Here is a 25210-nt window from a genome sequence, read left to right as displayed (position 1 = left end):
GCCGGCGAACTCACCATGGGTTCGTTCGTCATGCCCGCGGTTGCCGGCCTTCGCTAAGAAGCTTCGGCGCGCCCAGCGTTGTGCCGGGTGAAAGCCGAAGGCGAAGACCGGTCGCGGGACATCGACGCCATAACGGCGCCTCAGCAAGTAAAGCACGTAAGACGTGGATCGGCATAGCGATCCGGCCCTCGCCGGATCGCGTTCTTTAAGGTGCCGCAAGTCGGAAACATCCGACTTGCGGTGGCAAGCCCGGCCATGACGATGTGAAAGGCGCGATCGCGCGAAATTCACCCGTTGCGATAGGTGTAGCTGTAGCCGTTGATCGCCGGCGCACCACCGAGATGGGCATAGAGGACCTTCGAGCCGTCCGGGAAATGGCCCTTCTTGACGAGGTCAATCATGCCCTGCATCGATTTTCCCTCGTAGACCGGATCGGTGATCATCGCCTCGGTCCGCGCGGCGAGACGGATCGCCTCGTTGGTCTCGGCGCTCGGCACGCCATAGGCCGGATAGGCATAGTCCTCCAGGATGACGATCTCGTCATCGCGCACCTTGCGGCCGAGCTCGACGAGTTCGGCGGTGTTGTCGACGATCTGCCGCACCTGGGCGCGGGTCTGTGCCGGCGTGCCCGACGCATCGATACCGATGACGCGGTCGGCCCGGCCATCGGCGGCGAAGCCGACGATCATGCCGCCCTGGGTCGAGCCGGTGACCACGCAGACGATGATGTAGTCGAAGCGAAAGCCGAGCTCGGCCTCCTGCTTGCGGACCTCTTCGGCGAAGCCGACATAGCCGAGGCCGCCATATTTGTGGACCGACGCACCGGCCGGAATACCGTAGGGCTTGCCGCCGGCATCCTTGACCGACTGGATCGCGTCTTCCCAGCTCCTGCGGATGCCAATGTTAAAGCCGTCCGGAACGATGCGGCTGTCGGCGCCCATCAGGCGCGTCAGCAGAATGTTGCCGACCCGGTCGTAGACCGCGTCTTCGTGCGGCACCCAGCTTTCCTGCACGACGACACAGTTCATGCCGATCTTGGCGGCGGTGGCTGCCACCATGCGGGTGTGATTCGACTGCACGCCGCCGATCGAGACCAGCGTGTCGGCATTCGAGGCGATAGCGTCCGGGACGATGTATTCGAGCTTGCGCAGCTTGTTGCCGCCGAAGGCGAGACCGGAATTGCAGTCGTCGCGCTTGGCATAGATCTCGACCTTGCCGCCGAGAGCCGCGGTGAGCCGCGGCAGATGCTCGATGGGCGTCGGACCGAAGGTCAGGGGATAGCGTTCAAAACGGTCGAGGCGCAGCATGGAAGGCTCCGTTGAAAGGAGCTTTCAGCTACCACAGCCGCCGCGAAAGGTGCTCTCGAACTGATCCCTATTGTCCTGCTTACATTCGCAGCGATATGCTTTGATGTGAGATTATCTTCGTTATTGTTTGCGGTTTGCGGAAGAAACCTTCATGCCGGATCAGCTCGATCGCACCGACCGCCTCATTCTCAAGCATCTTCAGAAAGATGGGCGGATGACCAATGCCGACCTGGCGGCAGCCATCCATGTCAGCGCGGCGACCTGCCACCGCCGCACCCAGCGGCTGTTCGACGAAGGCTACATCCGCTCGGTCCGCGCCGAAATCGATCCGCACAAGGTTGGCCGCGGCGCTCTGGTCATCGTCGGGGTCGTGCTCGACCGCTCGACGCCGGAAAGCTTCGCCGCCTTCGAACGGGCGATCCGTAAACTGCCCTTCGTGCTCGACTGCCATCTCGTCGCTGGCGACTTCGACTTCTTCCTCAAGGTGCGCGTCCGCGACATGGCCGACTTCAATCGCCTGCACGGCGAGATGCTGATCGCGCTGCCGGGGGTGCGCCAGACCCGGACCTTCTTCGTCATGAAGGAAGTGATCGACAACGCGCCGCTGGATTTCTAGTGTCCCGTCTCCGAATTACCGCTTCGTTTGCCTCACCCTCGCACGGTCATTCGGAGACATCGGGACACTAGCAAAATCAAAAAGCTAGTGTCCCGTTTCCAACGTTCGTATCCCATTGCAGCAGGCGCTCATACGAACGTTGGAAACAAGGGGACACTAGCATCATTATGTTTCTAGTGTGGTTTCGGATCTGACGCTCGTTCGAAGAACTCGCTGCAATACTGAAACGAGCGTCAGATCCACCACACTAGTGTGGCTTATGTCTCGCAATTGCCTACAGGGGCTTGCCGCAAAGGGCATAGGCAATTGCGAGACGCCACACTAGAGCGCGGACGCGCCGATCGTACGGCGGCTACGCGGCCGCCGCCTGGACGTAGCGCGCCGCGGACAGATCCTCGGTGTCGATGTCGGGCGCACGGCCGCCGATCAGATCGGCGAGCACCCGCCCCGAGCCGCAGGCCATGGTCCAGCCGAGCGTGCCGTGCCCCGTATTCGTATAGAGGTTGGCGATCTTGGTCGGCCCGACGATCGGCGTGCCGTCCGGCGTCATCGGGCGCAGGCCGGTCCAGAAGCTGGCTTGCGAGAGATCGCCGCCAGCGGGGAACAGGTCGCCCACCGAGAAGGCGAGCGTCGCGCGCCGCGGCTCCCGCAGCCGCAGGCTGAAGCCGGCAAGCTCCGCCGTGCCGCCGACCCGGATGCGGTCGCCGAGGCGGGTGATGGCGATCTTGTAGGTCTCGTCCATTACGGTCGAGCGCGGCGCGGCGTCCGGATCGAGGATCGGCAGGGTGAGCGAATAGCCCTTCACCGGATAGACCGGCAGGCGAAGTCCGAGCGGCCGCAGCAAGGCCGGCGTGTAGCTGCCCATGGCCGCCACGTAGACGTCAGCCGTGAGGATCTCCCCCCCGGCAAGAGCGACCGCGGCAATGCGGCCGCCTTGTTCGCGCAGGGCCTCCACCGTCGCGCCGTAGCGGAAGGCGACCCCCTGCCGCACGCAGATCTCGGCGAGACGCTGGGTAAAGATGTGCGCATCGCCGGTCTGGTCGCCAGGCAGCCGAAGTCCGCCGACAAACTTCTGCCGTACCCGGGCGAGGGCCGGCTCGGCGCGGATGCAGCCCGCCGGATCGAGCACCTCGTAATGCACGCCGTGAGAGTCGAGCACCTCCGTATCGGCATGGACGTGATCGAGCTGCTTCCGGGTACGGAAAAGTTGCAGCGTGCCGAGCGTGCGCTCGTCGTAGGCGATGCCGGTCTCGGCTCTCAGGGCGTCGAGGGCGTTGCGACTGTATTCGGCAAGGCGGACCATCCGCGCCTTGTTGCGGCGATAGGCCTCGTCGGTGCAGTTGGCGAGCATCTTGGCGAGCCAGACATAGAGCCTGGGGTCGAGACTCGGCGCCAGCACGAGCGGACGGTGGTGCATCAGCAGCCACTTGATCGCTTTGAGCGGAATGTCGGGACCCGCCCAGGGCGCCGAATAGCCGGGCGAGACCTGGCCCGCATTGGCGAAGGAGGTCTCCATGCCAGCGGCGGGTTGGCGGTCGATCACCGTGACCTCATGACCGGCCTTCGCCAGATAATAGGCCGACGTGGTGCCGACCACGCCGCTGCCGAGAATTGCGATGCGCATGGATTGCCCTCAGTGGTGAACGTAACGGCGCAGGTAGCGGGCGCCGAGACTGGTGAGAATTTCGTAGCCGATGGTGCCGGCGGCGCGGGCGAGGGCGTCGACGTCCTGCTCGGGGCCGATGAGGTCCACCGCATCGCCGGGAGAGAGCGTGCCCTCGGGCAGCGCGCTGACGTCGATGACGATGCTGTCCATGGAGATGCGCCCGATGACGGGCAGGCGCACGCCGCCGCGCCAGGCCGCGCCGGCATTGGAGAGGCTGCGCAGAAATCCGTCGGCGTAACCGACACCCACGGTGGCGAGCCGGGCCTTCCCCGCAGTGCGCGCCGTATGGCCATAGCCCACGGCAGTCGCCGATGGCACCTCGCGCAGCTGCAGCACACGCCCTTCAAGGCGGACCACAGGACGCAGGGCATTGGCCATGCCCGGCTGCGGCGCGAGGCCGTAGAGCGCCGCGCCCGGCCGCACCAGATCGAAATGAAAGTCCGCCCCGAGAAAGATGCCCGAAGAGGCCGACAGGCTGGCTGGCACCCCGGGCAGCCGCGCCACGGCATCAAGGAAGACCTGCCGCTGCGCGGCATTGGCGCCGTGGCCGGGCTCGTCCGCACAAGCGAGATGGCTCATGTGGAGGACGAGGTCGAGCCCCTGCAGGGCGTCGCCGGCGAGAAGGCGCTCGAGCTCCGGCCGCGACAGGCCAAAGCGGGACATGCCGGAATCGGTCTGCACAATAGCCCGCAGCCGCCGTCCCAAAACTGCAGCGTGACGGGAGAAGCCCGCGACCTGTTCGGGCGAGTTCAGCACCGGCAGAATGTCGTGGGCGAGGAATTCGGCTTCCGTTCCCGGCAACGGCCCGTGCAGCACGGCGATGCGGAGGGGCCCGGGCAGAACGCGGCGCAGGGCGATCGCTTCATCGAGATGGGCGACGAAAAAGGTGTCGCAGCCGGCGGCGGCGAGAACCGGAGCGACGTGCTCAGCGCCGAGTCCGTAGGCATCGGCCTTGACGACGGCGCCGCAGCGCGACGGGCCGACGCGGGCGGCGAGCGCCCTCCAATTGGCTGCGATGGCGGCAAGGTCGATAGTGAGCACGGCGCCGGCGCGCGCCAAGCTGGAGTGCTCGCGGGCCTGCGGAAAGGAGGGCATGACCGTCATGGGGCGGTTCCGGTCGCGGTGGTTTGATACCCCATGCTAGACGCACAAGTTGCGAAATGTCCTGTTAATTACTCATATATTGTGCTGTTCGTCGGAACATTGACGGCAATTATATGCGAAATGCTCGCATAATATTCGAATGATGACCCTCGACGATATCGATGCGCATATCATTCGGCTGCTGCGCAGTGACGGCCGGATGCCAAATGCCGAGCTTGCCGAGAAAGTCGGACTGTCGCCCTCGGCCTGCCTGAGGCGGCTGCGGCTGCTCGAGCGCAGCGGCGTCATCCGGGGCTACACGGCGATCGTCGAGACGCCGGGGCCGGCCGAACGCCTCGTGGTCGTCACGCAGATCACGCTGGAGCGACAGACCGAGGATTTTCTCAACCGCTTCGAAGCGGCCGTGCGCCGCTGCCCGGAGATCACCGACTGCTACCTGATGACCGGCATGTCGGACTATCTGCTGAAGATCGAGGTGCGGAACGCCGCCGAATACGAACGCCTGCACAAGGAGGTGCTGTCGCGCCTGCCCGGGGTGGCGCGTATCCAGTCGTCTTTCGCCATCCGCACGGTGGTGAGCGGCGGATCGCGTTCGCTGGCCGGCGCATCGGAGCGCTGAGCGTCCGGCGCAGGCGCGCTCGCCCGGAGCTTTTCCGCCGCCCTTCGCGGCAGCGGATGCGGCACAGTTTGGTGGGTCCGAGGCAACTTGCACGCCGATGCGTCACCGTCTGCGCGTCGCCGGCGGGAAGCCGTGTTCCCGCGCAAAGAAGGCAACGGCGAAGGTGGCCGTGAGCAGGACGATCAGAACCCATGGGAACGCCGCTGTCCCGGCGTTTTCGAGCAGCGCGCCGCCGATCAGGCCGCCGCCGGCTATCGCTATATTCCAGACGGTTACGATCATCGACTGCGCCACATCCGCGGCTTCGCCCGCAGTCTTGGCCGAAGCGGTCTGGAACAGCGTCGCGACGCCGCCATAAGCGAGCCCCCACGCCCCGACACCGACATAGATCACCGGCGCATGGCCCGGCCAGAACATGAAGGCGAGCGCGACGAGGGCGAACAGCAGCGTGCTCGCCAGCACCAGTTCGCGCAGCCAGCGGTCGATCAGGAGGCCAGTGATCCAGATGCCGGCGAGCGCCGCCGCGCCGAAGATCAGCAGCACACGGTCGATCGCACCCGAGAGCCCAGCCGGCGCGGCGAAGGGGACAACGTAGGTGTAGAGGGTATTGTGAGCGAGCACATAGGCGAGGGTCACGAACAGCACCGAGCGGATACCAGGAAGACGAACCACGGCGCCGAGCGGCAGGCGCTCCCCGGCCTTCTGGCCCGGATAATCCGGAATACCCGCCAGCATCCAGGCGATCAGCACGAGCGTCAGCGCGCTCATGGTGCCAAAGGTGACCCGCCATCCAACCAGGCTGCCGATGAAGGTGCCCGCCGGAATACCGAGCGTGAGCGCGAGCGGAATGCCGATCATGGCGATCGCCATCGCCCGCCCCTGCAGGCGGCCGGGGGCCATGCGCGCCGCATAGCCCGCCACCAGCGCCCAGAGCAGCCCCGCGAAGACCCCCGCGAGGAAACGGACGGCAAGCGTCAACAGATAGCTCGACGACAACGCGGTGACGGTGTTGACGACGGCGAAGCCGGCGACAGCGACAAGCAGCACCGGCTTACGCCGAAATCCTTGCGTCGCGGCGGTGAGCGGGATCGCCGTCACCATCGTACCGAGCGCGTAGAGGGTCACGAGCTGACCGGCCATCGGCTCCGAAACTCCGAGGCTGTCGCCGAGCTGAGTCAATAACCCTGCCGGCAACGCTTCGGTCAGAACGGTGATGAAGGCCGCCAGCGCGAGCGCAAGCAGCCCGCCCATTGGCAGGAGGTCGTCAGTCCGCGTCGAAACGGCCTCCGGAGGGGCTCCGGGAGGATGGGTCGTGTCCAAGCAAGTCATGAGGTCGCCCGTGCTGATTGTGCCGAAACCGGCTGAAGAGCCGCTGTGGCGCAAGGCTTAGGCACTCGTTACATTTGGGAGAATTGAGATCGAATTCCGATTACTTCCGACAAAATCGGGAGGAATGGGAGCGCATGGACAGCATCCACTCTCTTCTCACCTTCGTCCGGGCTGCAGAAACGCGCAGCTTTACGCTTGCCGGTCGCCAGCTCGGCCTGTCGCCCTCGGCCGCCGGCAAGGCGGTGGCACGGCTGGAGGAGCGCCTCGGGGTGCGGCTTCTGCACCGGTCCACCCGCACGATTACTCTGACGGCGGAAGGCGCCCGCTTTCTCGAGCGCTGCCGGCGCATCCTCTGCGAGATCGAGGCGGCTGAACTCGAGATCGCCGCGACCCAGGCCGCACCGCGCGGCAGGCTGAAGGTGAGCCTGCCGCTCGCGGGCATGCTGATGATGCCGGCGATCACCGCCTTCATGCGCTCCTGGCCGGAAATCGAACTCGATCTCGATTTCAGCGACCGGCTGGTCGACATCATCGACGAGGGCTTCGACGCCGTTGTGCGCGCCGGCGGCCTTCGCGACTCCCGCCTGATGAGCCGCACGCTCGGCGAGTTCCGCCTCGTGCTTGTCGGCGCACCAGCTTATTTCACGCGGCGCGGCACACCCTTGGAGCCGGAGGACCTGCTCGTTCACGCCTGCTTGCATCACCGCTTCGCCACGAGCGGCAAACTGGAGCGCTGGCCGCTCCAGCGCGGCCGCAAGGACATGGACCTCGAGCTGCCGGAGACGGCGGTCGTCAACACGATCGAGCCGCTGATCCATCTTGCCGAACAGGGCCTCGGCATCGCCTGTCTGCCGGATTTCGCCCTGCGCCGGCAACTCGCCGAGGGAAACCTCGTGAAGGTGCTCGACGACTTCACCCACCATTCCGGGCCGTTCCGGCTGTTGTGGCCCGAGAGCCGTGGCGTCTCGCCCAAGCTGCGCGTGTTCATCGACCATATGGCCGAGCATCTGTTCGCATAGCCGAACGCCTGGCAAAGACAGAGCATCAACATGCCCCCCTCGACGGCGACTTCGGCCGCTTCAGTGCGGGCGCGGTCTAGCTGCCATTCACCCGTTCGTAAAACCGCCCGAGACGGTCGATGCGCCAGAGCTGGGCGATCACGATCAGGGCCGCACCGGACAGCGTCGGCCAGATCCGCAGCTGGACGAGGCCGATCAGCAGCAGCACAGCGCCGCAGAGCACCGGGATGACCAGCCAGCGCAGAAGGACACGATCATGGCCGGGCAGCCGCGCGTCCCTCGCTGATGGCGATAAACGTACGCCATCACACTGTGGGACTAAATACCTAGGGGACGTGCCGCCGATCGCACCATTCCGTCCACGCCAAAAGACGAAATGCGCCAATACGCTGATGACACGAGATTTTTCAGCACCATCCTGCCCCGCCCGGCACCACCAGGCACCAGAAGCCAAACTGCGTGACGTGTCGCGCAAAATCAATTATTGAATATTGGATCCAATTTCGGTAGCTTGCTAATTAAGCTATTGCGAATGGATCGGCCCCGCCTTGAAACGTCGGGATTTTGCGTCTCGCCCGCATGGTGCCACCTCGGACGGACGAAGCGTGCATCACCCTCTGCTCTAACTGCAATGTGGGCGCAACGTGGACGAAATTGTCTTGAAGACTGAAGGATTAACCAAGGTCTTTGGCGGATTTACGGCTGTTCGGAGCGTCGATCTCTCCGTAAGGCGGGGCGCGATTCACGCGCTGATAGGCGCGAATGGCGCGGGCAAGACAACGGTTTTCAATCTACTTACAAAGTTTCATCTACCAACCAGCGGACGCATTTCTTACGAAGGCGTGGACATTACTTTCGAGCGCCCGGCCGTGACCGCACGCCGGGGCATGGTGCGATCCTTCCAGATATCCGCGACTTTCCCGCACATGAGCGCGCTCGAGAACGTGCGCATCGCGCTGCAGCGCAAGCTCGGCGTCTCCTTCCAGTTCTGGAAGTCCGAACAGATTCTTGATCAGCTGAACGATAGGGCGCGGGCGCTGCTCAGCGACGTTGGGCTTTCCGATTATGCGGAGGCCCGGGCGGCGGATCTGCCCTACGGCCGCAAGCGCACGCTGGAAATCGCCACCACCCTGGCGCTCGAACCAAAGATGCTTCTGCTGGACGAGCCCACCCAGGGCATGGGCATCGATGATGTGGACCGCATCAAACGCCTGATCCGCAAGATCGCCGAAGGGCGCACCATCCTCATGGTGGAGCACAACATGTCCGTTGTTTCCGACATCTGCAGCACCATCACCGTGCTTCAGCACGGTGAGGTTCTCACTGAGGGAAGCTACGACGAAGTTGCAGCGAACCCGGCGGTGCGCGCTGCTTACATGGGAGGCGCTCATGGCTGACGCCAGCATCCCCCTCGTCATACGCAGCCTGAACGGCTGGTACGCTGAATCCCATGTTCTCCACGGCATCGATCTTGAGATCCGCGCCGGCGAATGTGTCACCTTGCTCGGCCGCAATGGCGCCGGCCGCACGTCGACCTTGAAGTCGATCCTGGGCCTCATCGGGCGCCGTACGGGTTCAATCCTCGTTAACGGCCGCGAGACTGTGCGCATGCCCCCGCACAAGATCGCACGGCTGGGCATCGGCTACTGCCCGGAAGAACGGGGCATCTACAAGACGCTGACGACGACGGAAAACCTCACACTGCTGCCGCGCCTGGCGCCCGATGGAATGTCCCTGGACGAAATCTACGCGATGTTCCCCAATCTGGCCGAGCGCGCGGGCAGCTACGGTGGCCAGCTTTCGGGCGGCGAGCAGCAGATGCTCGCGCTGGCCCGCATCCTGACCACCGGCGCGCGCTTCCTGCTGCTGGACGAGATCACCGAGGGCCTGGCCCCTGTCATCGTCGAGACGCTGGGTGCAGCGATCGCCGCCCTCAAGGCCAAGGGCTTCACCATCCTGCTGGTCGAGCAGAACTTTCATTTCGCACGCACGATTGCCGATCGGAACTACGTGATCGAGAACGGACGCGTCGCAACCGAGGTCGCTGCGCACGAACTCACCAAGCGCGAAGACGAATTAAACCAACTGCTCGGACTTTAGCGGGCGCCAATTAGAAGGGTATTCCATGAAGACCGCCGTTCGAGTTGCGATGTTGGGGACCGCTCTGGCGCTCCTCGGTTCCCCGGTGCTGGCCCAGTCAGCCGATCCCGCGAAGATCAGTGACGGCATCGTCAAGATCGGCATCATGAACGATCTGTCGGGCATCTATTCCGATTTCACCGGACGCGGATCGTCGGTGGCGGCACAGATCGCCATCGACGAGATGGGCGGCAAGGTGGCGGGTGCGCCCATCGAGCTGATCGCTGCCGATCACCAGAACAAGCCCGATATTGCCGCCAACCTCGCCCGTGAATGGTTCGACCAGGGCAAGGTCGACATGATCGCCGACTTCCCCACCTCTTCGACCGCTTTGGCCGTGATGGAGATTGCCAAGCAGAAGAACCGGGTGACCATGCTGTCTGCCGGTGTCGCCATGGCCGCGATCACCGACAAATGCTCGCCGGTCAATGCCCAGTGGATGGTCGACACCTACGCTCTGGCGGCTGGCACGGCCAAGGCGCTGCTCGCCGAGGGCCGCAAGACCTGGTACTTCGTGACCGCGGACTATACTTTCGGGCATTCGCTTGAGAAAGATGCCAGTGACATGGTCACGGCATCCGGCGGCAAGGTGCTCGGGAATTCGCGCCACCCCTTCCCCGGCGGCGACTTCTCTTCTTACATGCTGAAGGCCCAGGCGTCGGGCGCCCAGGTGATCGGGCTCGCCAATGCCGGCTCCGACACCATCAATGCCATCAAGCAGGCGGCCGAGTACGGCATTGGCCGCAACGACAAGCAAGTCATCGCCCCGCTTCTGGCCTATATCAATGACGTCAAGAGCCTCGGCCTAGAAAAGGCTCAGGGCATGTATCTGACGGAAGCCTTCTATTGGGATTTTGACGATCGCTCCCGTGCCTTTGCGGAAAAATTCTTCGCCAAGACCGGCAAGATGCCGAGCGCCTCGCAGGCGGCGGTCTATTCAGCGACCCTGTCCTATCTCAAAGCGATCCAGGCCATCGGCACCGATGAAGCCAAGGCGGTGATGAACCAGTTGCGCAGCATGACCATCGACGATGCGGTGATCCGCAACGGCAAGCTACGCGTGGATGGCGCGCTCGTGCACGACATGCTGCTGCTCCAGGTCAAGACGCCTTCGGAATCAAAGCGCGATTGGGACTTCTACAACGTCAAGGCCGTCCTTAAGGGCGACGACGTCTTCCCCAAGCCCAGCGCCGCCTGCCCTCTCGTGCAGTGACGCGCGACGCCGCAGCGCTGGCCCTCCGGCGCCGCGGCTCTCCCAATACGCCTTTCTCTCTCGCGGCCTGGCCGCCTCCGGGTGAACCATGTTTGATTTGCCAATCCAGGCCGTCCTCGCCCAGCTGACGGTCGGACTGATTAACGGCTGCTTCTACGCCATGCTCAGCATGGGACTGGCGATCATCTTCGGCCTCTTGAACATCATCAATTTCACCCATGGCGCCCAGTTCATGATGGCCGCCTTCATCGCCTGGATCGGCCTCGACCAACTGGCGCGCTGGCTCGATCAGCCCGGCTTTTCCTTCGGCTTCTGGGCGGCGCTGGTGATCGCCCCCGTCATCGTCGCCCTCTTCGGCATGGCCATCGAGCGCCTGCTGTTGCGGCGCCTGTATCACCTCGATCATCTCTACGGCCTTCTTCTCACCTTTGGTATAGCCTTGATGCTAGAAGGCGGCTTCCGCTATGCATTCGGCGCATCCGGCCAAGGCTATGAGCCGCCGCCGCTGCTGCGGGGCCCCATCGACATCGGCTTCATGATGCTGCCGAAGTATCGCGCCTTCGTGGTGGTGGCCTCACTGGTGGTCTGCTTCTTCACGTGGTGGCTGTTCGAGAAGACCAAGCTAGGCGCCTATCTGCGTGCCGGCACGGAAAACCCCAAGCTGCTGCAGGCCTTCGGCCTCAATGTACCGGTCATCGTCACATTGGCTTACGGCTTCGGCGTCGGCCTTGCAGGGCTGGCGGGCGTGCTGGCCGCTCCCATCATGCAGGTGACGCCGCTGATGGGCGGAAACCTGCTCAATGTCGTGTTCGCGGTGGTGGTGATCGGCGGCCTGGGATCGATCCTCGGGGCGATGGTAACCGGCCTGTCTCTGGGGCTGATCGAGGGACTGACGAAGGTCATCTACCCCGAAGCCTCCACCGTCGTCGTGTTCGTCATCATGGCCATCATGCTGATCTTGCGCCCGGCCGGCCTGTTCGGTCGCGAAAGCTGAAAGGCCCGCTCATGTCCGCTCTATTCCATACCCCGGCCATGCGCTACTTCGTGGTGATCGTCGCCGCGCTGGCGATCGTTCCCTTTGTTCCGTGGATCATCTATCCGGTCTTCGTGATGAAGGTGATGTGCTATGCGCTGTTCGCCTGCGCCTTCAATCTTCTTCTGGGCTATACCGGGCTCGTGTCCTTTGCCCACGCTGCTTTTCTCGGCGGTGCGGGATATGTCTGCGGCGCCGTGATGGTGCGCATGGGCCAATACTGGTTCGGCCTGCCGCTGGCGATCATCGCCGGCGTGGCGACCGCTGCCGGACTCGGGCTGGTGATCGGCGGGCTGGCCATCCGGCGGCGCGGCATTTACTTCGCGATGATCACCCTCGCCCTGTCGCAGATCGTCTACTTCCTGGCGTTGCAGTTCAGATGGACCGGCGGCGAGGACGGCATGCAGGGCATCCCACGCGGCACTCTGTTCGGGATCGATCTCCAGAACGACACGGCGATCTATTACTTCACCCTCGTGCTGTTCGTCGCTGGCTTCGTCTTCGTTCACCGCATCATCCATTCGCCCTTCGGCAAGGTGCTACAGGCGCTGCGCGACAACGATCAGCGCGCGACCTCGCTGGGCTATGAAGTGGATCATTTCAAGCTGGTGGCCTTTGTCTTGTCTGCCGCGATCGCCGGCCTGGCGGGGGTGATGAAGGCGCTGGTGTTTCAGTTGGTCTCGCTCAACGACGTCTCGCTGCATACATCGACCGAGGTGGTGCTGATGACGCTGCTGGGCGGTCTCGGCACCATCTTCGGCCCACTGGTGGGCGCTGCACTGGTGGTCGGACTGCAGAACTATCTCGCCACCATCGGCGATCTGGTGAGCGTCGTCATCGGCCTCGTCTTCGTCCTGTGCGTGTCGTTCTTCCGGCGGGGGCTGGTGGGGGAATTCATCGCCAGACGGAGCGGAACCGTGCCTCCGCCCGCAAGCGGAAGGACGGCGACGCCTCCCCCGCGGGATCACCACAGGCCGCGGCGCCCGGCGTCGCCGCCAAGGAGCGAACGCAAGATCGGCCGTGCCTGAATATCGCGACGGCCCAAGGACGGGCTACCGCCCCAAGCGCCCGAACTACATACCCAAGGAGTGTTCTATGACTGCGAATATTTTTTCCGGCTGCGTCCCGGCACTGATGACCCCCTGCAAAGCCGACCGCACGCCGGATTTCGATGCCCTGGTGAAGAAGGCGCAGCAGCTCATCGCCGCCGGCATGTCCGCCGTCGTGTATTGCGGCTCCATGGGCGATTGGCCGCTGCTCACCGATGCCCAGCGGATGGAAGGCGTGCAGCGCCTCACGCAAGCTGGCGTTCCAGTGATCGTCGGCACCGGCGCGGTCAACACCGCCTCTGCCGTCGCCCACGCCACCCATGCCCGCGAAGTGGGAGCCAAGGGCCTGATGGTGATCCCCCGCGTGCTGTCGCGCGGCACATCGCCGGCGGCGCAGCGGGCGCATTTCAAGGCCATCCTCTCGGCCGCCCCCGATTTGCCGGCGGTGATCTACAACAGCCCCTATTACGGCTTTGCCACTCGCGCCGATCTTTTCTTCGCCCTGCGCGAGGAGCATCCCAGCCTCGTCGGCTTCAAGGAGTTCGGCGGCGCGGCGGATCTTCGCTACGCTGCGGAGCACATCACCAGCCGCGACAAGGACGTGACGTTGATGGTGGGCGTGGACACCGCAGTGTTCCATGGCTTCGTCAATTGCGGCGCCTCGGGCGCGATCACCGGCATCGGCTGCGTGCTCCCCAAGGAAGTGCTGCACCTCCTGGCCTTGTGCCGGGCTGCGGCCGCGGGCGACGTTGAGGCCCGCGCCCGGGCGCTTGAGCTCGAAGCGGCCATGGGCGTGATCTGCTCCTTCGACGAGGGCTCGGATCTGGTCCTCTATTTCAAGCACATGATGGTGCTCAAGGGAGATGCCGAATACACCTTGCACTTCAACGAGACCGACGCTCTGTCGGCCAGCCAGCGCGGCTATGTGGAGGCGCAACTGGCCCAGTTCGAAACTTGGTATGCTTCCTGGTCGAAGCTGCCGGGTACGGTGCAAAAATACCGGATCTGAGCATCTATTCGGCCTCGGGCGAAGACCGGGCCGGCCTGTGACTCCAAGGCGCGCTGCCGCTCTACGCGCGCCTTGGACGGGCAGGCCTCCCGCGGTCGGGCCGTGTTCCGCTGTGGCGAGGGCATTGCGGTTCACGGCTTTGCGGCGTGTTGTGCGCGTTTTCACGCCCTGCTAGAGCAGCAGCGGCTAGAGATTGCCGTGGGATGATCAATACATATGCAAAGCACGAACCGCCATCGCGGCTGCATTTGCAGGGGATTGGAAGGTTGTACTGCGCGAAGAATCGCCTCCATACGAAGCCGAGAGCACTTATGCAGATCAAGACCCAAGACCTTGCCCAGCTGGCTTCGCCAGCCGACTTGATCTTCGACTCTCTGCGTGAAGCGATCACTGATGGCAGCCTCGCTGAGGGCGCAGTTCTGCGGCAGGATAACATTGCCAAAATGTTCAATGTCAGCCGCATACCGGTGCGGGAGGCCCTGACACGGCTGGAGGAACAGGGGCTGGTTACCACCCAGCGCTATCGTGGCTCCATTGTCGCCTCTCTATCCCTTGACGAGATCAAGGAGATTTTCGAGTTCCGCTCATTGATCGAGCCTGAGGTCGTTCGACACTCTGTCCACTCTGCCACCCGATACTCTCTCGAGCAGGCCAGCGATTATTGCCGGCGCTTTGGTAGTGAAGCTGACCCGAAGAAGTGGGGCATGCTCAATCGGCAATTTCACTACATGCTATATCGAGATTGCCAGCGTCCCTATTATCTGCAGGTGGTCAATTCGGCACTCGATCGGATCGAGCGATATCAACGGCTGCAGTTGACATTGACCAACGGCATGGATCGCGCCCGCCGTGAACACCAGGGGATGCTTGACGCCTGCATTGCGGGTGATGCTGATCGCGCGGCCGAACTGACGCGTCAGCACATACTTGGCGCGGGGCAATCGTTGATCCACTTTCTCATGAGCGTGCGCAAAGCCTGAACTGAGCCGCCCCGAGTTTTCTAGACGCCTTCGGCTTTGCTTTGTGCTGCCGTTCGAACTCGATTGGCGACAGCATCCCGTTCCGCGCGTGCTTCCGGGTGGGGTTGTAGAACATCTCGATGTAATCGAACACGTCCTGGCGTGCTTCATCCCGCGTGCGGTAACCTTGCGGCGGATGCGTTCGCGCATGAGTAGGTTGAGGAAGCTCTCGGCCACGGCGTTGTCATTGGCATTTGCCGCGACGGCTCATCGAAGGTCCAGATTGTGGTGTTTCAGGAACGAAGCCCGCTCCGTGCTCGTGAATTGGCTCCCCTGGTCCGAATGCACCAGCACGCGGCCCTTCGGCCGCTTCAGTGCGGGGTCGGCGAGCTAGCCGACCTCAATCGCCTGTACGGGACATACTGATCGTGCGGGCGCGGTCTAGTGTGATCTGACGCTCGTATCAGCGTTGCAGCGAATTCTCCGTACGCGCATCAGATCCAAAACCACACTAGAATCATAGCCATGCTAGTGTCCATTTGGTTCTAACGTTCGTACGAGCGCTCGCTGCAAAGTGATACGAACGTTAGAACCGGGACACTAGCTGCCATTCACCCGTTCGTAAAACCGCCCGAGACGGTCGATGCGCCAGAGCTGGGCGATCACGATCAGAGCCGCACCGGACAGCGTCGGCCAGATCCGCAGCTGGACGAGGCCGAACAGCAGCAGCACAGCGCCGCAGAGCACCGGGATGACCAGCCAGCGCAGAAGGACACGATCATGGCCGGGCAGCCGCGCGCGATCCTGCAGCCAGAGTTTCTCACCGAAGATCCCCTTCGCAGTCCAGCTCGACGGCTCCGTCACTGGGGCAAAGACATGCGGATTGAGGAAGAGCCAGAGAATGACGAGGGCCACAGGCACGAGCGCCCACCAGCCAATCCAGACCCGGCTCCAGATGGCGAGGATCATGGCCGGGATCGCGGCAAAACGCGTCCAGACGCTCCAGGGATTGGCATGGCGGCGCCAAGCCTCGTCCGTCATGCGAAACAGACGCGCGATGCCGTCCAGAGCTGTCATGAATTGAAGAGCATGGCTTGAAAAACCGCTGCCATCAGACCGACAAGCCAGCCCCTCGCAGTTCGAGAGGCATTGATCGACTGGTAAGAGCGAGAACTGGAGCGGGCGAAGGGATTCGAACCCTCGACCCCAACCTTGGCAAGGTTGTGCTCTACCCCTGAGCTACACCCGCATCACAGTGCCGGCCGTAGCGGCCGCCGGGCAGTCCTATGCCAAATGCCGCCCAACAATGCAACAGCCATGGACGGGTTTAATTTTTTTGTCGCGGACAGCCCGGGGAGGGGCCTGTCCGGCGGCCCGCGGACGCGGCCGGCCGGTTCCGCCCCGATTGAAAATCCCCGACCTGCCCGCCATGTAACGCCAGAAGCTGTGCTAGTGTGGCTTATGTCTCGCAATTGCCTACAGGGACTTGCCGCAAAGGGCATAGGCAATTGCGAGACGCCACACTAGGAAGGGACGCTTCCCGGCCGCGCCCCGGGACGTCATCGGTGCCGCGTTGCTGATGCGATCGGCGCTGATGCAATCACGGTAGCAGGACACGGCGCGACGGAACGGACAGTCCGGAACAGACTCTCTCGAAAGACTTCAAGGCCCGGCAATCGCATTGATTGCCTAACGAATTGATTGCCCAAGACATGTCGGACTGCCGGCCGGTGCATTTCGCTAGGCTGGCGCGGCGCGAAGCGAGGACCACGTGACCATCATCGACCAGGGCGGCGACGCGCAAGCGGCCAATCTCATCAAGGACACCACCACCCAGACCTTCGTGAAGGACGTCATTGAGGAATCGAAGCTTCAGCCCGTCCTTATCGACTTCTGGGCCCCGTGGTGCGGCCCATGCAAACAGCTGACGCCGATCCTTGAGAAGGCGGTGCGCGATGCCAAGGGCAAGGTCAAGCTGGTCAAGATGAACATCGACGAACATCCGGCGATTCCCGGCCAGATGGGCATCCAGTCGATCCCGGCCGTGATCGCCTTCGTCAACGGCCAGCCCGCCGACGGCTTCATGGGCGCGCAGCCCGAGGGCCAGATCGCCGCCTTCATCAATCGCCTGACCAAGGGCGCCCCGGGCGGCCCTGACGAATTGCTCGCCGAGGCGGATGCCGCACTCGGTGCCGGCGACCCCTCCACCGCGGCGGCGATCTATGCCGAGGTGCTGCGCGACGATGCCGCGAACATCAAGGCGATCGCCGGGCTGGCGCGCTGCTATGCCGAGACCGGCGCCACCGAACAGGCGCGCAAGACCCTGGCTCTGGTGCCGGAAGCCAGGCGCGAAGACGCCGCGGTCAAGGCCGTGCAGGCGATACTCGACCTTGCCGACCAGGCCCAGGCGGTGGGCCCCGTCGCCGAACTGGAGCGCAAAGTCGCCGCCGATCCGCTCGACCACCAGGTCCGGTTCGACCTCGCCACCGCGCTCAACGCCGCCGGCAAGCGCGCCGAGGCGACCGACCATCTGCTCGAGATCGTGCGGCGCGACCGCAAATGGAACGACGACGGCGCACGCAAGCAGCTCGTCCAGTTGTTCGAGGCCTGGGGGCCGGCCGACGAGGCAACGGTCGAGGGCCGCCGCCGGCTGTCCTCGATCCTGTTCGCCTGAGGAAGACACGCCCGCGACGTTCCAGTCCGAAGGACCAGCCGATGCCGATCAATGTGGAATATCGCGGGCCGATCGACCTTCCCAAAGTCATTCCGGTATTTCCGTTGTCCGGCGCGCTGCTGCTGCCGCGCGGCCAGATGCCTTTGAACATCTTCGAACCGCGTTACCTCGCCATGGTCGACGACGCGCTGCGCGATGGGCACCGCCTGATCGGCATGATCCAGCCCGATGAGGTGCATTCCCCGGGCAGCGAACACCCCGCGCTGTTTCAGGTCGGCTGCATCGGCCGCATCACCCAGCTCGCCGAATCCGGCGACGGGCGCTACATCCTCGAGCTCACCGGGGTGTCGCGCTTCAAGGTGATCGACGAAATCGCGGTGACGACGCCCTATCGGCAATGCCGCGTCGCCTACGACGAATTCATCGACGATTTCACCGCCCGCAAGGGCGAGGAGGAGGTCGACCGCGAAGGCCTGTTGGTCGCGCTGCGCCAGTTCCTCAAGGCCAACCGACTCAAGGTGGACTGGGAAGGCATCGATTCGGCCCCCAACGAGGCACTGGTCAACGCGCTGGCGATGATGTCGCCCTATGGCGTCGCCGAGAAACAGGCGCTGCTGGAGGCCCGCGATCTCAAGACCCGCGCCGAGATCCTGATCGCCGTGACCGAAATGGATCTCGCCAAGAAAAAGACCAGCGGCGATCCGCCCTTGCAGTAGGCCTGATCCGAGGAATACTCCCGCAAGCCGACGATTATTATCGGCAACCCGCGACCACCACGTTTCCTGAGGCATTCGTCATGACCACCCCTCCGCCGCGCCCCGACAGCGTCGATCCCAAGCTTCTCGATATCCTGGTCTGCCCGGTGACCAAAGGCCGCCTGGAATATGACGCTCAGCGACAGGAGCTGATCTCGCGCGCGGCGCATCTCGCCTATCCGATCCGCGACGGCATTCCGATCATGTTGCCGGAAGAGGCGCGCAAGATCGATTGAGCCGGACCGGGCGCAGCCGCAACACGACTCCCGCGCTGTGAAGCCTATAACGCCTCCCCGCGCAACAACCGCGGCACTTCGCCGGCGAGACCCGCCGCCTGGCGGACGAAGGCGCTCTTGAGCGGCGGCAGACGGTCGACGAGGCCGAGGCCGAGATCGCGGACGCCGCGCAGCAGCGTCGAGCGGTTGGAGAACAGGGCGTTCAGCGAATTGGTCGCGATACCCATGGCCACCGTGTCGAAGCGCCGCCAGCGCTGATAGCGATCGAGCACGTCGGCCTGACCGGGGTCGATGCCGAGCCGCGCGGCGTCGACGATGCATTCGGCGAGCGCCGCCACATCCTTCAGTCCGAGATTGAGACCCTGGCCGGCGATCGGGTGAATCTGATGGGCGGCATCGCCGACCAGCGCGAGCCGCGGACCGACGAATTCGCGGGCGACGAAATAGCCGAGCGGAAAGGCGCGCGGCTCATCGAGCACGGTGATCTCGCCGAGCTTGAGGCCGAAACGCTGCTCGAGCTCGCGATGAAAGTCCTCGGCCGGCAGGGCAACGAGACGGGCCGCATCCACCCGGCTCTCGGTCCAGACCAGGGAGGAGCGCCGCCCCTTCAGGGGCAGGATCGCAAAGGGGCCAGGCGGCAGAAAATGCTCCTCGGCCCGTCCTTCATGGTCGCGCTCGTGGGCGACGGTGACGACGATGCCGGACTGATCATAGTCCCAGCCGTGGGTGGCGATTCCGGCCCGCTCGCGCAAGCGCGAACGGGCGCCGTCGGCGGCGACGAGAAGGCTCGCCTCCATGGTGCTGCCGTCGCCCAGCGAGACGGTGATCGCCTCGGGCCTCGCGGCGAAATCGGTCACCGTCGTTGCCTTCAAGGCGACGCCGGCGGCTTCCGCCCGCGCCACCAGGACGTCGATCAGCCTGCGGTTTTCCACCATATGGGCAAAGGGTTCGCCCGGCTCGACATCGCCGCCGAAGGTGAGAAAGACCGGCCGCATGGCGTCTTCGAGACGGCTGTCGGTGACCACCATGTCGACGATCGGCTGTGCGCCGTCGGCGACCTCACCCCAGACCCCCAGGATTTCGAACAGCCGCCGGCAGGCGGCGACGATGGCCGAGGCCCGCGGATCGCGGCTCGGCCGGACCGCCAGCGCCGGGTCCGCCACAGTAATCGGCAGCTCCGAACCCAGGCCCTGGCGCAGTGCCAGGGCGAGGCCGAGACCGGCAAAGGCGCCGCCGGCGATGACAATACCCCGCGGGATTGCCTTGGTTTTTCCCGGAGGAATGGGCTCGCTTGCGGTCATGACGGGACTTTCAATTCTCGCCCTTGCTCCCCAACCGGCGTTAGGCACATGATTTGGGCAACATTGCTTGGGCAAACACCACTTGGGCAACATGGTTCGGCAGCTCACTTGCCGCGTTGCAAAATCGCCGATCGGGTTTTAGCGCATCGCCGTGCGAAGCGGAACGGCCCCTGAACCGGCGCCTGAGAGGTCCGGAGGATCGATGTCGAAGAGCCTGATTGACCTGATCGAAATTCTCGATCTCGAACCGCTCGAGGTAAACCTGTTTCGCGGCCGCAGCCCGCGCACCCGCTGGCAGCGGGTGTTCGGCGGCCAGGTGATCGGGCAGGCGCTGGTCGCCTCCTGCCGCACGGTGGAAGGCCGCATGCCGCATTCGCTGCACTGCTATTTCATCCTGCCGGGCGATCCGCAGATTCCGATCATCTATCAGGTGGAGCAGCTGCGCGACGGCAAGAGCTATGCGACGCGGCGCGTCTCGGCCATCCAGCACGGCCAGGTGATCTTTTCGATGATGGTGTCCTTCCATGCCGAGGAGGAAGGGGCATTCGACCACCAGGACGAGATGCCGAAGGTGCCCCATGCCGACGAGCTGACGCCGGAAGAGCTGATGAAGGCACCGATCATGGACGGCATGCCGGAATTCATCAAACGCTACTATGCATCCGATCGGCCGATCGAACTTCGTCCGGTGGAATATCAGCGCTATTTCGGCGAGAAGATCCCCTCCGGCCGCATCAATATCTGGATCCGAACCGCGGCCAAGCTGCCGGACGACCCGGCGCTGCACCAATGCGCCCTCGCCTACGCCTCCGACTTCTCGCTGCTCGATTCGGTGATGTCGCGCTACGGCCGCACCCTGTTCGACGGCCGCGTCATGGCCGCGAGCCTCGACCACGCCATGTGGTTTCACCGCCCCTTCCGGGCCGACGAATGGCTGCTCTACAGCCAGGACAGCCCCAATGCCCGCAACGGCCGTGGCCTCGCCCGCGGCTCGATCTTCAAACCCGACGGCACTCTGGTCGCCTCGGTGGCCCAGGAAGGCTCCTTGCGCGAGAAGCGCTGAGGTCGCCCGCGCCGCCATAACGCCACGTCAGGCTGCCGTAAAATTCTGCGGACAGCCTTTATCGAAGGCAGCAAACCTGCTTATTTGCCGAAATCTGTGCCGCTAAATGCGGCATGGTGCTGCCTGCGCGCGCGATGGCCCTGAGCCGCGGCGGTCGCGCGGGAGTCAGGGATAAATCAGGAAGGCCGCCGTTCATGAAACTCGTTGTCGCCATCATCAAGCCATTCAAGCTCGACGAGGTCCGTCAGGCGCTGACCGGGATCGGCGTCCACGGCATGACGGTGACCGAGGTCAAGGGTTATGGCCGCCAAAAGGGTCACACCGAGATCTATCGCGGCGCCGAATACGTCGTGAATTTCCTGCCCAAGCTGCGTATCGAGATCGCGGTCGCGACCGAGCTCGCCGACAAGGCTGTCGAGGCCATCACCGCCGGCGCCAGGACGGGCCAGATCGGCGACGGCAAGATCTTCGTCACGCCGCTCGACCACGCCCTGCGCATCCGCACCGGCGAAACCGACGCCGACGCGCTCTGAAGCTCTTTCGAGGGGGCGATCCGGGGCCGCAATCGCCGGCTGCCGGTCAGCTGCTGGGGACCATTCCATGACCAATCCGACCGGCCGCAGCGCCATCACCGCTGCTCTCGCCGCCGTGGCATCAATCGCCATCGCGCTTCCCGCCGCGGCCCAGCCGGTGGCGCCGGCCAACGCCATCAGCCCCGCTGACACCGGCTGGATGATCGTCGCGAGCGCGCTGGTGCTGATGATGACGATCCCTGGCCTCGCGCTGTTCTACGCCGGCATGGTGCGCAAGAAGAACGTGCTGGCGACCATGGCGCAGTCGCTGGCCGCGGTGGCGCTAATCTCCATCTTGTGGGTGATCTACGGCTACAGCCTTGCCTTCGTCGGCGACGGCGCGTGGATCGGCTCGCTCGATCGCAGCCTGCTCGCCGGCCTCGAGATCGACGGCGCCAATCCGCTCGCCAAAACCATTCCCGAAGCACTGTTCGCACTTTACCAGATGACTTTCGCTGTCATCACGGTGGCGCTGGTCGCGGGCGCGGTGGCCGACCGCCTTCGCTTCTCCGCCTATCTCGCTTTTTCGGTGTGCTGGTTCACCCTCGTCTACGTTCCGCTCGCCCATTGGATCTGGGGCGGTGGCTTCCTCGCCGAAGCCGGCGTGCTCGATTTCGCCGGCGGCCTCGTGGTCCATCTGAGCGCCGGCACCGCCGGACTCGTCGCCGCTCTGGTGATGGGACGGCGCCGGGGTTACGGCGCGGAGAACCTCGCGCCCTTCGATCTGACGCTGGCGATCATCGGCACCGGCCTGCTCTGGGTGGGCTGGTTCGGCTTCAACGGCGGCTCCGCCCTGCAGGCCGGCTCGCGGGCGGTGATGGCGATCTTCGCCACCCATCTCGCCGCCTGTGCCGGTGCCCTGACATGGACTGCGATCGAATGGCTGACCCGCCGCAAGCCCTCGGTGCTCGGCATGATCTCCGGCGCGGTGGCTGGCCTCGGCACCATCACTCCCGCATCGGGCTTCGTTGCGCCCTGGCACGGTATCGTCATCGGCGTGATCGCCGGCGGCGTCTGCTTCTGGTCCTGCACCAGCCTGAAGCAGCGCTTCAATTATGACGACTCCCTCGACGTCTTCGGCATCCATGGCATCGGCGGGTTGCTCGGCACCCTGCTGCTCGGCGTCTTCGCCAGTTCCGCCATCGGCGGCAGCGCCGGCCTGATCGAGGGCAATTCGCGCCTGTTGCTGAGCCAGCTCTACGGGGTGGCCGTCACCTTTGCCTGGACGGGCGGCATGACCTTCGTCCTGCTCAAGGCGATCGACGCCCTGGTGCCGCTTCGGGTCTCCGCCGATCAGGAGCTCGAGGGACTCGACATCACCCAGCATGGCGAGGCGCTGCAGTAGGCGCACGCCTCCCTCCGCACTCACAGAGTCGCTTTCGCGGGCAGTTCGCCCGCTCCGGGCGCGGTTGAATGGCCGCACCTGCTTCTTCCCTATGCAAAATTGTGTCGATTGTCTGTTTTGCTCGTCTAACGGGCAATCGTGATGATGTTTTAGGCGCGACCGTTTAGCGCACCTGCCGGCGCATCCGCTGCAATGCAAAAAACTCCACATTCAGAGACCGTTAGGCAGTGCCGCCCGGTTGGCACGGCATTTGATTCTAAGGGCGCGGCTGTGCCCGTGGAGTGTCTTCGCGCGGCGACATCAGCAATCGAGTCCGCCCGGTCAGCCTCGGCCGGGCCCAAGCGGGGAAATGAACCCATGAAAATTGTTATGGCCATTATCAAGCCATTCAAGCTGGAAGAGGTCCGTGACGCCCTGACCGCCATTGGCGTTCACGGTCTGACGGTCACCGAAGTGAAGGGTTATGGCCGCCAGAAGGGCCATACCGAAATCTATCGCGGGGCCGAATACGCCGTCAGCTTCCTGCCCAAGATCAAGCTCGAAGTCGCTGTTGCCTCGGACCAGGTCGACAAGACCATCGAAGCCATCACCGGTGCAGCCAAGACCGGCCAGATCGGCGACGGCAAGATCTTCGTCATCAACCTCGACCATGCGGTTCGCATCCGCACCGGCGAGGCCGACGCCGCCGCGCTGTGATCTCACGCTCTTTCATTTCAATCAGGAGTTAAACATATGACGTTCAAGCGTCCCACAAGAGCGGGACTTGCTGCGCTCGCTGTCGGCCTTCTCGCCGCCACTGCCGCCCATGCCGAACCGACGGTCAACAAGGGCGACAACGCCTGGATGATGACCTCGACCGTGCTGGTGCTGCTGATGACCATCCCGGGTCTCGCCCTGTTCTACGGCGGCCTGGTTCGCTCCAAGAACATGCTCTCGGTGCTGGCCCAGGTGTTCTACACCGTCTGCATCGTCTGCGTGTTGTGGGCGGTCTACGGCTACAGCCTCGCCTTCACCGGTGGCTCGCCCTATCTCGGCGGCCTCTCCAAGGCCTTCATGATCGGCATCACGCCGGACTCGATGGCGGCCACCTTCACCGCCGGCGCGAACATCTCGGAGCTCGTCTATTTCTGCTTCCAGATGACCTTTGCGGCGATCACTCCGGCGCTCATCGTCGGCGCCTTCGCCGAGCGCATGAAGTTCGCCGCCGTGGCGCTGTTCATCCCGCTGTGGGTCACCATCGTCTATTTCCCGATCGCCCACATGGTCTGGTACTGGGCCGGTCCGGACGCCATCACCGACGCAGCCAAGGCTCTCGCCGCGGCGGCGCCCGATGCCAAGGCGGCGGCGCAGGCCAAGCTTGACGAAGTCATGGCCGATGCCGGCCAGGTCTTCCTGTGGGGCGCGCTGGACTTCGCCGGCGGCACCGTGGTGCACATCAACGCCGGCATCGCCGGCCTGGTCGGCGCCCTGCTGATCGGCAAGCGCACCGGCTACGGCAAGGATCTGATGGCCCCGCACTCGCTCACCATGACCATGATCGGCGCTTCGCTGCTCTGGGTCGGCTGGTTCGGCTTCAACGCCGGCTCCAACCTCGAGGCCTCGGGCGGTGCCGCCCTGGCGATGACCAACTCGTTCCTCGCCACCGCGGCTGCGGCGCTCGCCTGGATGTTCGCGGAGTGGATCGTCAAGGGTCACCCCTCGCTCCTCGGCGCGCTGTCCGGCGCGGTTGCGGGTCTCGTCGCGGTCACCCCGGCGGCCGGCTATTCCGGCCCGATGGGCGCCCTGGTGCTCGGCCTCGTCGTCGGCATCGTCTGCCTGTTCTTCTGCACCGTCGTGAAGAACGCGCTCGGCTATGACGACTCCCTCGACGTCTTCGGCGTCCACTGCATCGGCGGCATCGTCGGCGCGCTGGGCACCGGCATCCTGGTGAACCCGGCTCTCGGCGGCACCGGCGTGATGGACTACGTGGCCGGCAAGATCGGCGACTACGACTTCGCCACCCAGATGATCGCCCAGGCCAAGGCCGTCCTCACCACGCTGGTGTGGTCGGGTGTCGTCTCGGCGATCCTCTACAAGGTGGTCGATGTGATCGTCGGCCTGCGAGTCAATGTCGAGAAGGAGCGCGAAGGCCTCGACGTCACCGAGCACACCGAGCGCGCCTACAACATGTAAGCGGATCGCGCGCCGGCCCCGGCCCTTACC

Annotated in this window: 25 protein-coding genes, 1 tRNA gene and 1 pseudogene; 18 read left to right on the top strand and 9 right to left on the bottom strand. The window is 64.4% G+C overall.

Annotation, left to right across the window (positions count from 1 at the left end; genetic code table 11):
• Nucleotides 1–287: 287 nt before the first annotated feature.
• A complete protein-coding gene (locus tag DB459_RS09165; protein WP_253712551.1) occupies nt 288–1307 on the bottom strand; it encodes a 1-aminocyclopropane-1-carboxylate deaminase in 1020 nt (339 codons plus the stop codon).
• 151 nt (nt 1308–1458) lie between these two features.
• Here DB459_RS09165 and DB459_RS09160 point away from each other — a divergent pair, with 151 nt between their 5' ends.
• Entirely contained in the window at nt 1459–1923 is a 465-nt protein-coding gene (locus tag DB459_RS09160; protein ID WP_253712550.1) for an Lrp/AsnC family transcriptional regulator, read from the top strand.
• A 352-nt stretch (nt 1924–2275) separates the two neighbouring features.
• Here the strand turns inward: DB459_RS09160 and DB459_RS09155 are convergent, their stop codons facing one another.
• Together DB459_RS09155 and alr are read right to left on the bottom strand one after the other, a co-directional pair.
• Nucleotides 2276–3547, bottom strand: coding sequence for a D-amino acid dehydrogenase (locus DB459_RS09155; RefSeq protein ID WP_253712549.1), 1272 nt, complete (start codon nt 3545–3547; stop codon nt 2276–2278).
• Nucleotides 3548–3556: 9 nt separating this feature from the next.
• Entirely contained in the window at nt 3557–4693 is a 1137-nt protein-coding gene (alr, locus tag DB459_RS09150) for an alanine racemase (protein ID WP_371926899.1), read from the bottom strand.
• 139 nt (nt 4694–4832) lie between these two features.
• Between alr and DB459_RS09145 the strand changes: the two genes are divergently transcribed.
• A complete protein-coding gene (locus DB459_RS09145) occupies nt 4833–5312 on the top strand; it encodes an Lrp/AsnC family transcriptional regulator (RefSeq protein ID WP_253712548.1) in 480 nt (159 codons plus the stop codon).
• A 102-nt stretch (nt 5313–5414) separates the two neighbouring features.
• Here the strand turns inward: DB459_RS09145 and DB459_RS09140 are convergent, their stop codons facing one another.
• Nucleotides 5415–6563 carry an MFS transporter gene (locus DB459_RS09140; RefSeq protein ID WP_253712547.1) on the bottom strand — a complete coding sequence of 383 codons (1149 nt, stop codon included), beginning with the start codon at nt 6561–6563 and terminating at the stop codon, nt 5415–5417.
• A 212-nt stretch (nt 6564–6775) separates the two neighbouring features.
• On the opposite strand from DB459_RS09140, the gene DB459_RS09135 reads away from it, so the two are divergent.
• On the top strand, nt 6776–7660 hold the full coding sequence (locus DB459_RS09135; protein ID WP_253712546.1) for a LysR family transcriptional regulator: 885 nt from the start codon (nt 6776–6778) through the stop codon (nt 7658–7660).
• Nucleotides 7661–7736: 76 nt separating this feature from the next.
• Here the strand turns inward: DB459_RS09135 and DB459_RS09130 are convergent, their stop codons facing one another.
• Nucleotides 7737–7883 (bottom strand): hypothetical protein, encoded by a 147-nt coding sequence (locus DB459_RS09130; protein ID WP_253712545.1) that lies wholly within the window; start codon nt 7881–7883, stop codon nt 7737–7739.
• 421 nt (nt 7884–8304) lie between these two features.
• On the opposite strand from DB459_RS09130, the gene DB459_RS09125 reads away from it, so the two are divergent.
• The 7 genes from DB459_RS09125 to DB459_RS09095 all read left to right on the top strand — a co-directional run bounded on the left by DB459_RS09125 (nt 8305) and on the right by DB459_RS09095 (nt 15083).
• Nucleotides 8305–9057 (top strand): ABC transporter ATP-binding protein, encoded by a 753-nt coding sequence (locus DB459_RS09125; RefSeq protein ID WP_253712544.1) that lies wholly within the window; start codon nt 8305–8307, stop codon nt 9055–9057.
• On the top strand, nt 9050–9760 hold the full coding sequence (locus tag DB459_RS09120) for an ABC transporter ATP-binding protein (RefSeq protein WP_253712543.1): 711 nt from the start codon (nt 9050–9052) through the stop codon (nt 9758–9760). The genes DB459_RS09125 and DB459_RS09120 overlap by 8 nt, the downstream gene beginning before the upstream one ends.
• 25 nt (nt 9761–9785) lie before the next feature.
• Nucleotides 9786–11012, top strand: coding sequence for an ABC transporter substrate-binding protein (locus DB459_RS09115; protein ID WP_253712542.1), 1227 nt, complete (start codon nt 9786–9788; stop codon nt 11010–11012).
• Between the two features lie 88 nt (nt 11013–11100).
• Nucleotides 11101–12006, top strand: coding sequence for a branched-chain amino acid ABC transporter permease (locus tag DB459_RS09110; RefSeq protein ID WP_253712541.1), 906 nt, complete (start codon nt 11101–11103; stop codon nt 12004–12006).
• Nucleotides 12007–12017: 11 nt separating this feature from the next.
• Nucleotides 12018–13073, top strand: a complete 1056-nt coding sequence (locus tag DB459_RS09105) for a branched-chain amino acid ABC transporter permease (RefSeq protein ID WP_371926898.1) — start codon at nt 12018–12020, stop codon at nt 13071–13073.
• 67 nt (nt 13074–13140) lie between these two features.
• Nucleotides 13141–14103, top strand: a complete 963-nt coding sequence (locus tag DB459_RS09100) for a dihydrodipicolinate synthase family protein (protein ID WP_253713488.1) — start codon at nt 13141–13143, stop codon at nt 14101–14103.
• A 311-nt stretch (nt 14104–14414) separates the two neighbouring features.
• Entirely contained in the window at nt 14415–15083 is a 669-nt protein-coding gene (locus tag DB459_RS09095) for a GntR family transcriptional regulator (RefSeq protein WP_253712540.1), read from the top strand.
• Here DB459_RS09095 and DB459_RS09090 read toward each other — a convergent pair.
• The 3 genes and pseudogenes from DB459_RS09090 to DB459_RS09080 all read right to left on the bottom strand — a co-directional run.
• Nucleotides 15061–15434: pseudogene (locus DB459_RS09090) on the bottom strand (IS3 family transposase); the annotation flags it as partial. The gene DB459_RS09095 and the pseudogene DB459_RS09090 sit on opposite strands and share 23 nt — an antisense overlap.
• Nucleotides 15435–15662: 228 nt before the next feature.
• Nucleotides 15663–16139, bottom strand: a complete 477-nt coding sequence (locus DB459_RS09085) for a DUF6653 family protein (RefSeq protein WP_253712539.1) — start codon at nt 16137–16139, stop codon at nt 15663–15665.
• A gap of 97 nt (nt 16140–16236) precedes the next feature.
• A tRNA-Gly gene (locus tag DB459_RS09080) sits at nt 16237–16311 on the bottom strand.
• A gap of 522 nt (nt 16312–16833) precedes the next feature.
• On the opposite strand from DB459_RS09080, the gene trxA reads away from it, so the two are divergent.
• The 3 genes from trxA to DB459_RS09065 all read left to right on the top strand — a co-directional run bounded on the left by trxA (nt 16834) and on the right by DB459_RS09065 (nt 18727).
• Nucleotides 16834–17736, top strand: a complete 903-nt coding sequence (trxA, locus tag DB459_RS09075) for a thioredoxin (RefSeq protein WP_253712538.1) — start codon at nt 16834–16836, stop codon at nt 17734–17736.
• 41 nt (nt 17737–17777) lie between these two features.
• The gene (locus DB459_RS09070; RefSeq protein WP_253712537.1) at nt 17778–18452 is read left to right on the top strand and encodes an LON peptidase substrate-binding domain-containing protein; all 675 of its coding nucleotides are present in this window, start codon (nt 17778–17780) and stop codon (nt 18450–18452) included.
• Nucleotides 18453–18532: 80 nt separating this feature from the next.
• A complete protein-coding gene (locus DB459_RS09065) occupies nt 18533–18727 on the top strand; it encodes a Trm112 family protein (protein ID WP_253712536.1) in 195 nt (64 codons plus the stop codon).
• A gap of 44 nt (nt 18728–18771) precedes the next feature.
• Here the strand turns inward: DB459_RS09065 and DB459_RS09060 are convergent, their stop codons facing one another.
• Complete coding sequence (locus DB459_RS09060) at nt 18772–20028, bottom strand: ubiquinone biosynthesis hydroxylase (RefSeq protein ID WP_253712535.1); 1257 nt, start codon at nt 20026–20028, stop codon at nt 18772–18774.
• A gap of 202 nt (nt 20029–20230) precedes the next feature.
• Between DB459_RS09060 and tesB the strand changes: the two genes are divergently transcribed.
• The 5 genes from tesB (at nt 20231) to DB459_RS09035 (ending at nt 25180) form a co-directional block, all read left to right on the top strand.
• The gene (gene tesB, locus DB459_RS09055; RefSeq protein ID WP_253712534.1) at nt 20231–21091 is read left to right on the top strand and encodes an acyl-CoA thioesterase II; all 861 of its coding nucleotides are present in this window, start codon (nt 20231–20233) and stop codon (nt 21089–21091) included.
• A 194-nt stretch (nt 21092–21285) separates the two neighbouring features.
• A complete protein-coding gene (locus tag DB459_RS09050) occupies nt 21286–21624 on the top strand; it encodes a P-II family nitrogen regulator (RefSeq protein ID WP_253712533.1) in 339 nt (112 codons plus the stop codon).
• Between the two features lie 67 nt (nt 21625–21691).
• On the top strand, nt 21692–23008 hold the full coding sequence (locus DB459_RS09045) for an ammonium transporter (protein ID WP_371926897.1): 1317 nt from the start codon (nt 21692–21694) through the stop codon (nt 23006–23008).
• 357 nt (nt 23009–23365) lie between these two features.
• Nucleotides 23366–23704, top strand: a complete 339-nt coding sequence (locus DB459_RS09040; protein ID WP_253712532.1) for a P-II family nitrogen regulator — start codon at nt 23366–23368, stop codon at nt 23702–23704.
• Between the two features lie 36 nt (nt 23705–23740).
• On the top strand, nt 23741–25180 hold the full coding sequence (locus tag DB459_RS09035) for an ammonium transporter (protein ID WP_253712531.1): 1440 nt from the start codon (nt 23741–23743) through the stop codon (nt 25178–25180).
• Nucleotides 25181–25210: the final 30 nt, after the last annotated feature.

This window comes from Bradyrhizobium sp. WD16, from assembly GCF_024181725.1.
In the GTDB taxonomy this organism is placed as follows: Bacteria; Pseudomonadota; Alphaproteobacteria; order Rhizobiales; family Xanthobacteraceae; genus Bradyrhizobium_A.
This window is presented reverse-complemented; position numbering and strand designations above follow the sequence as displayed.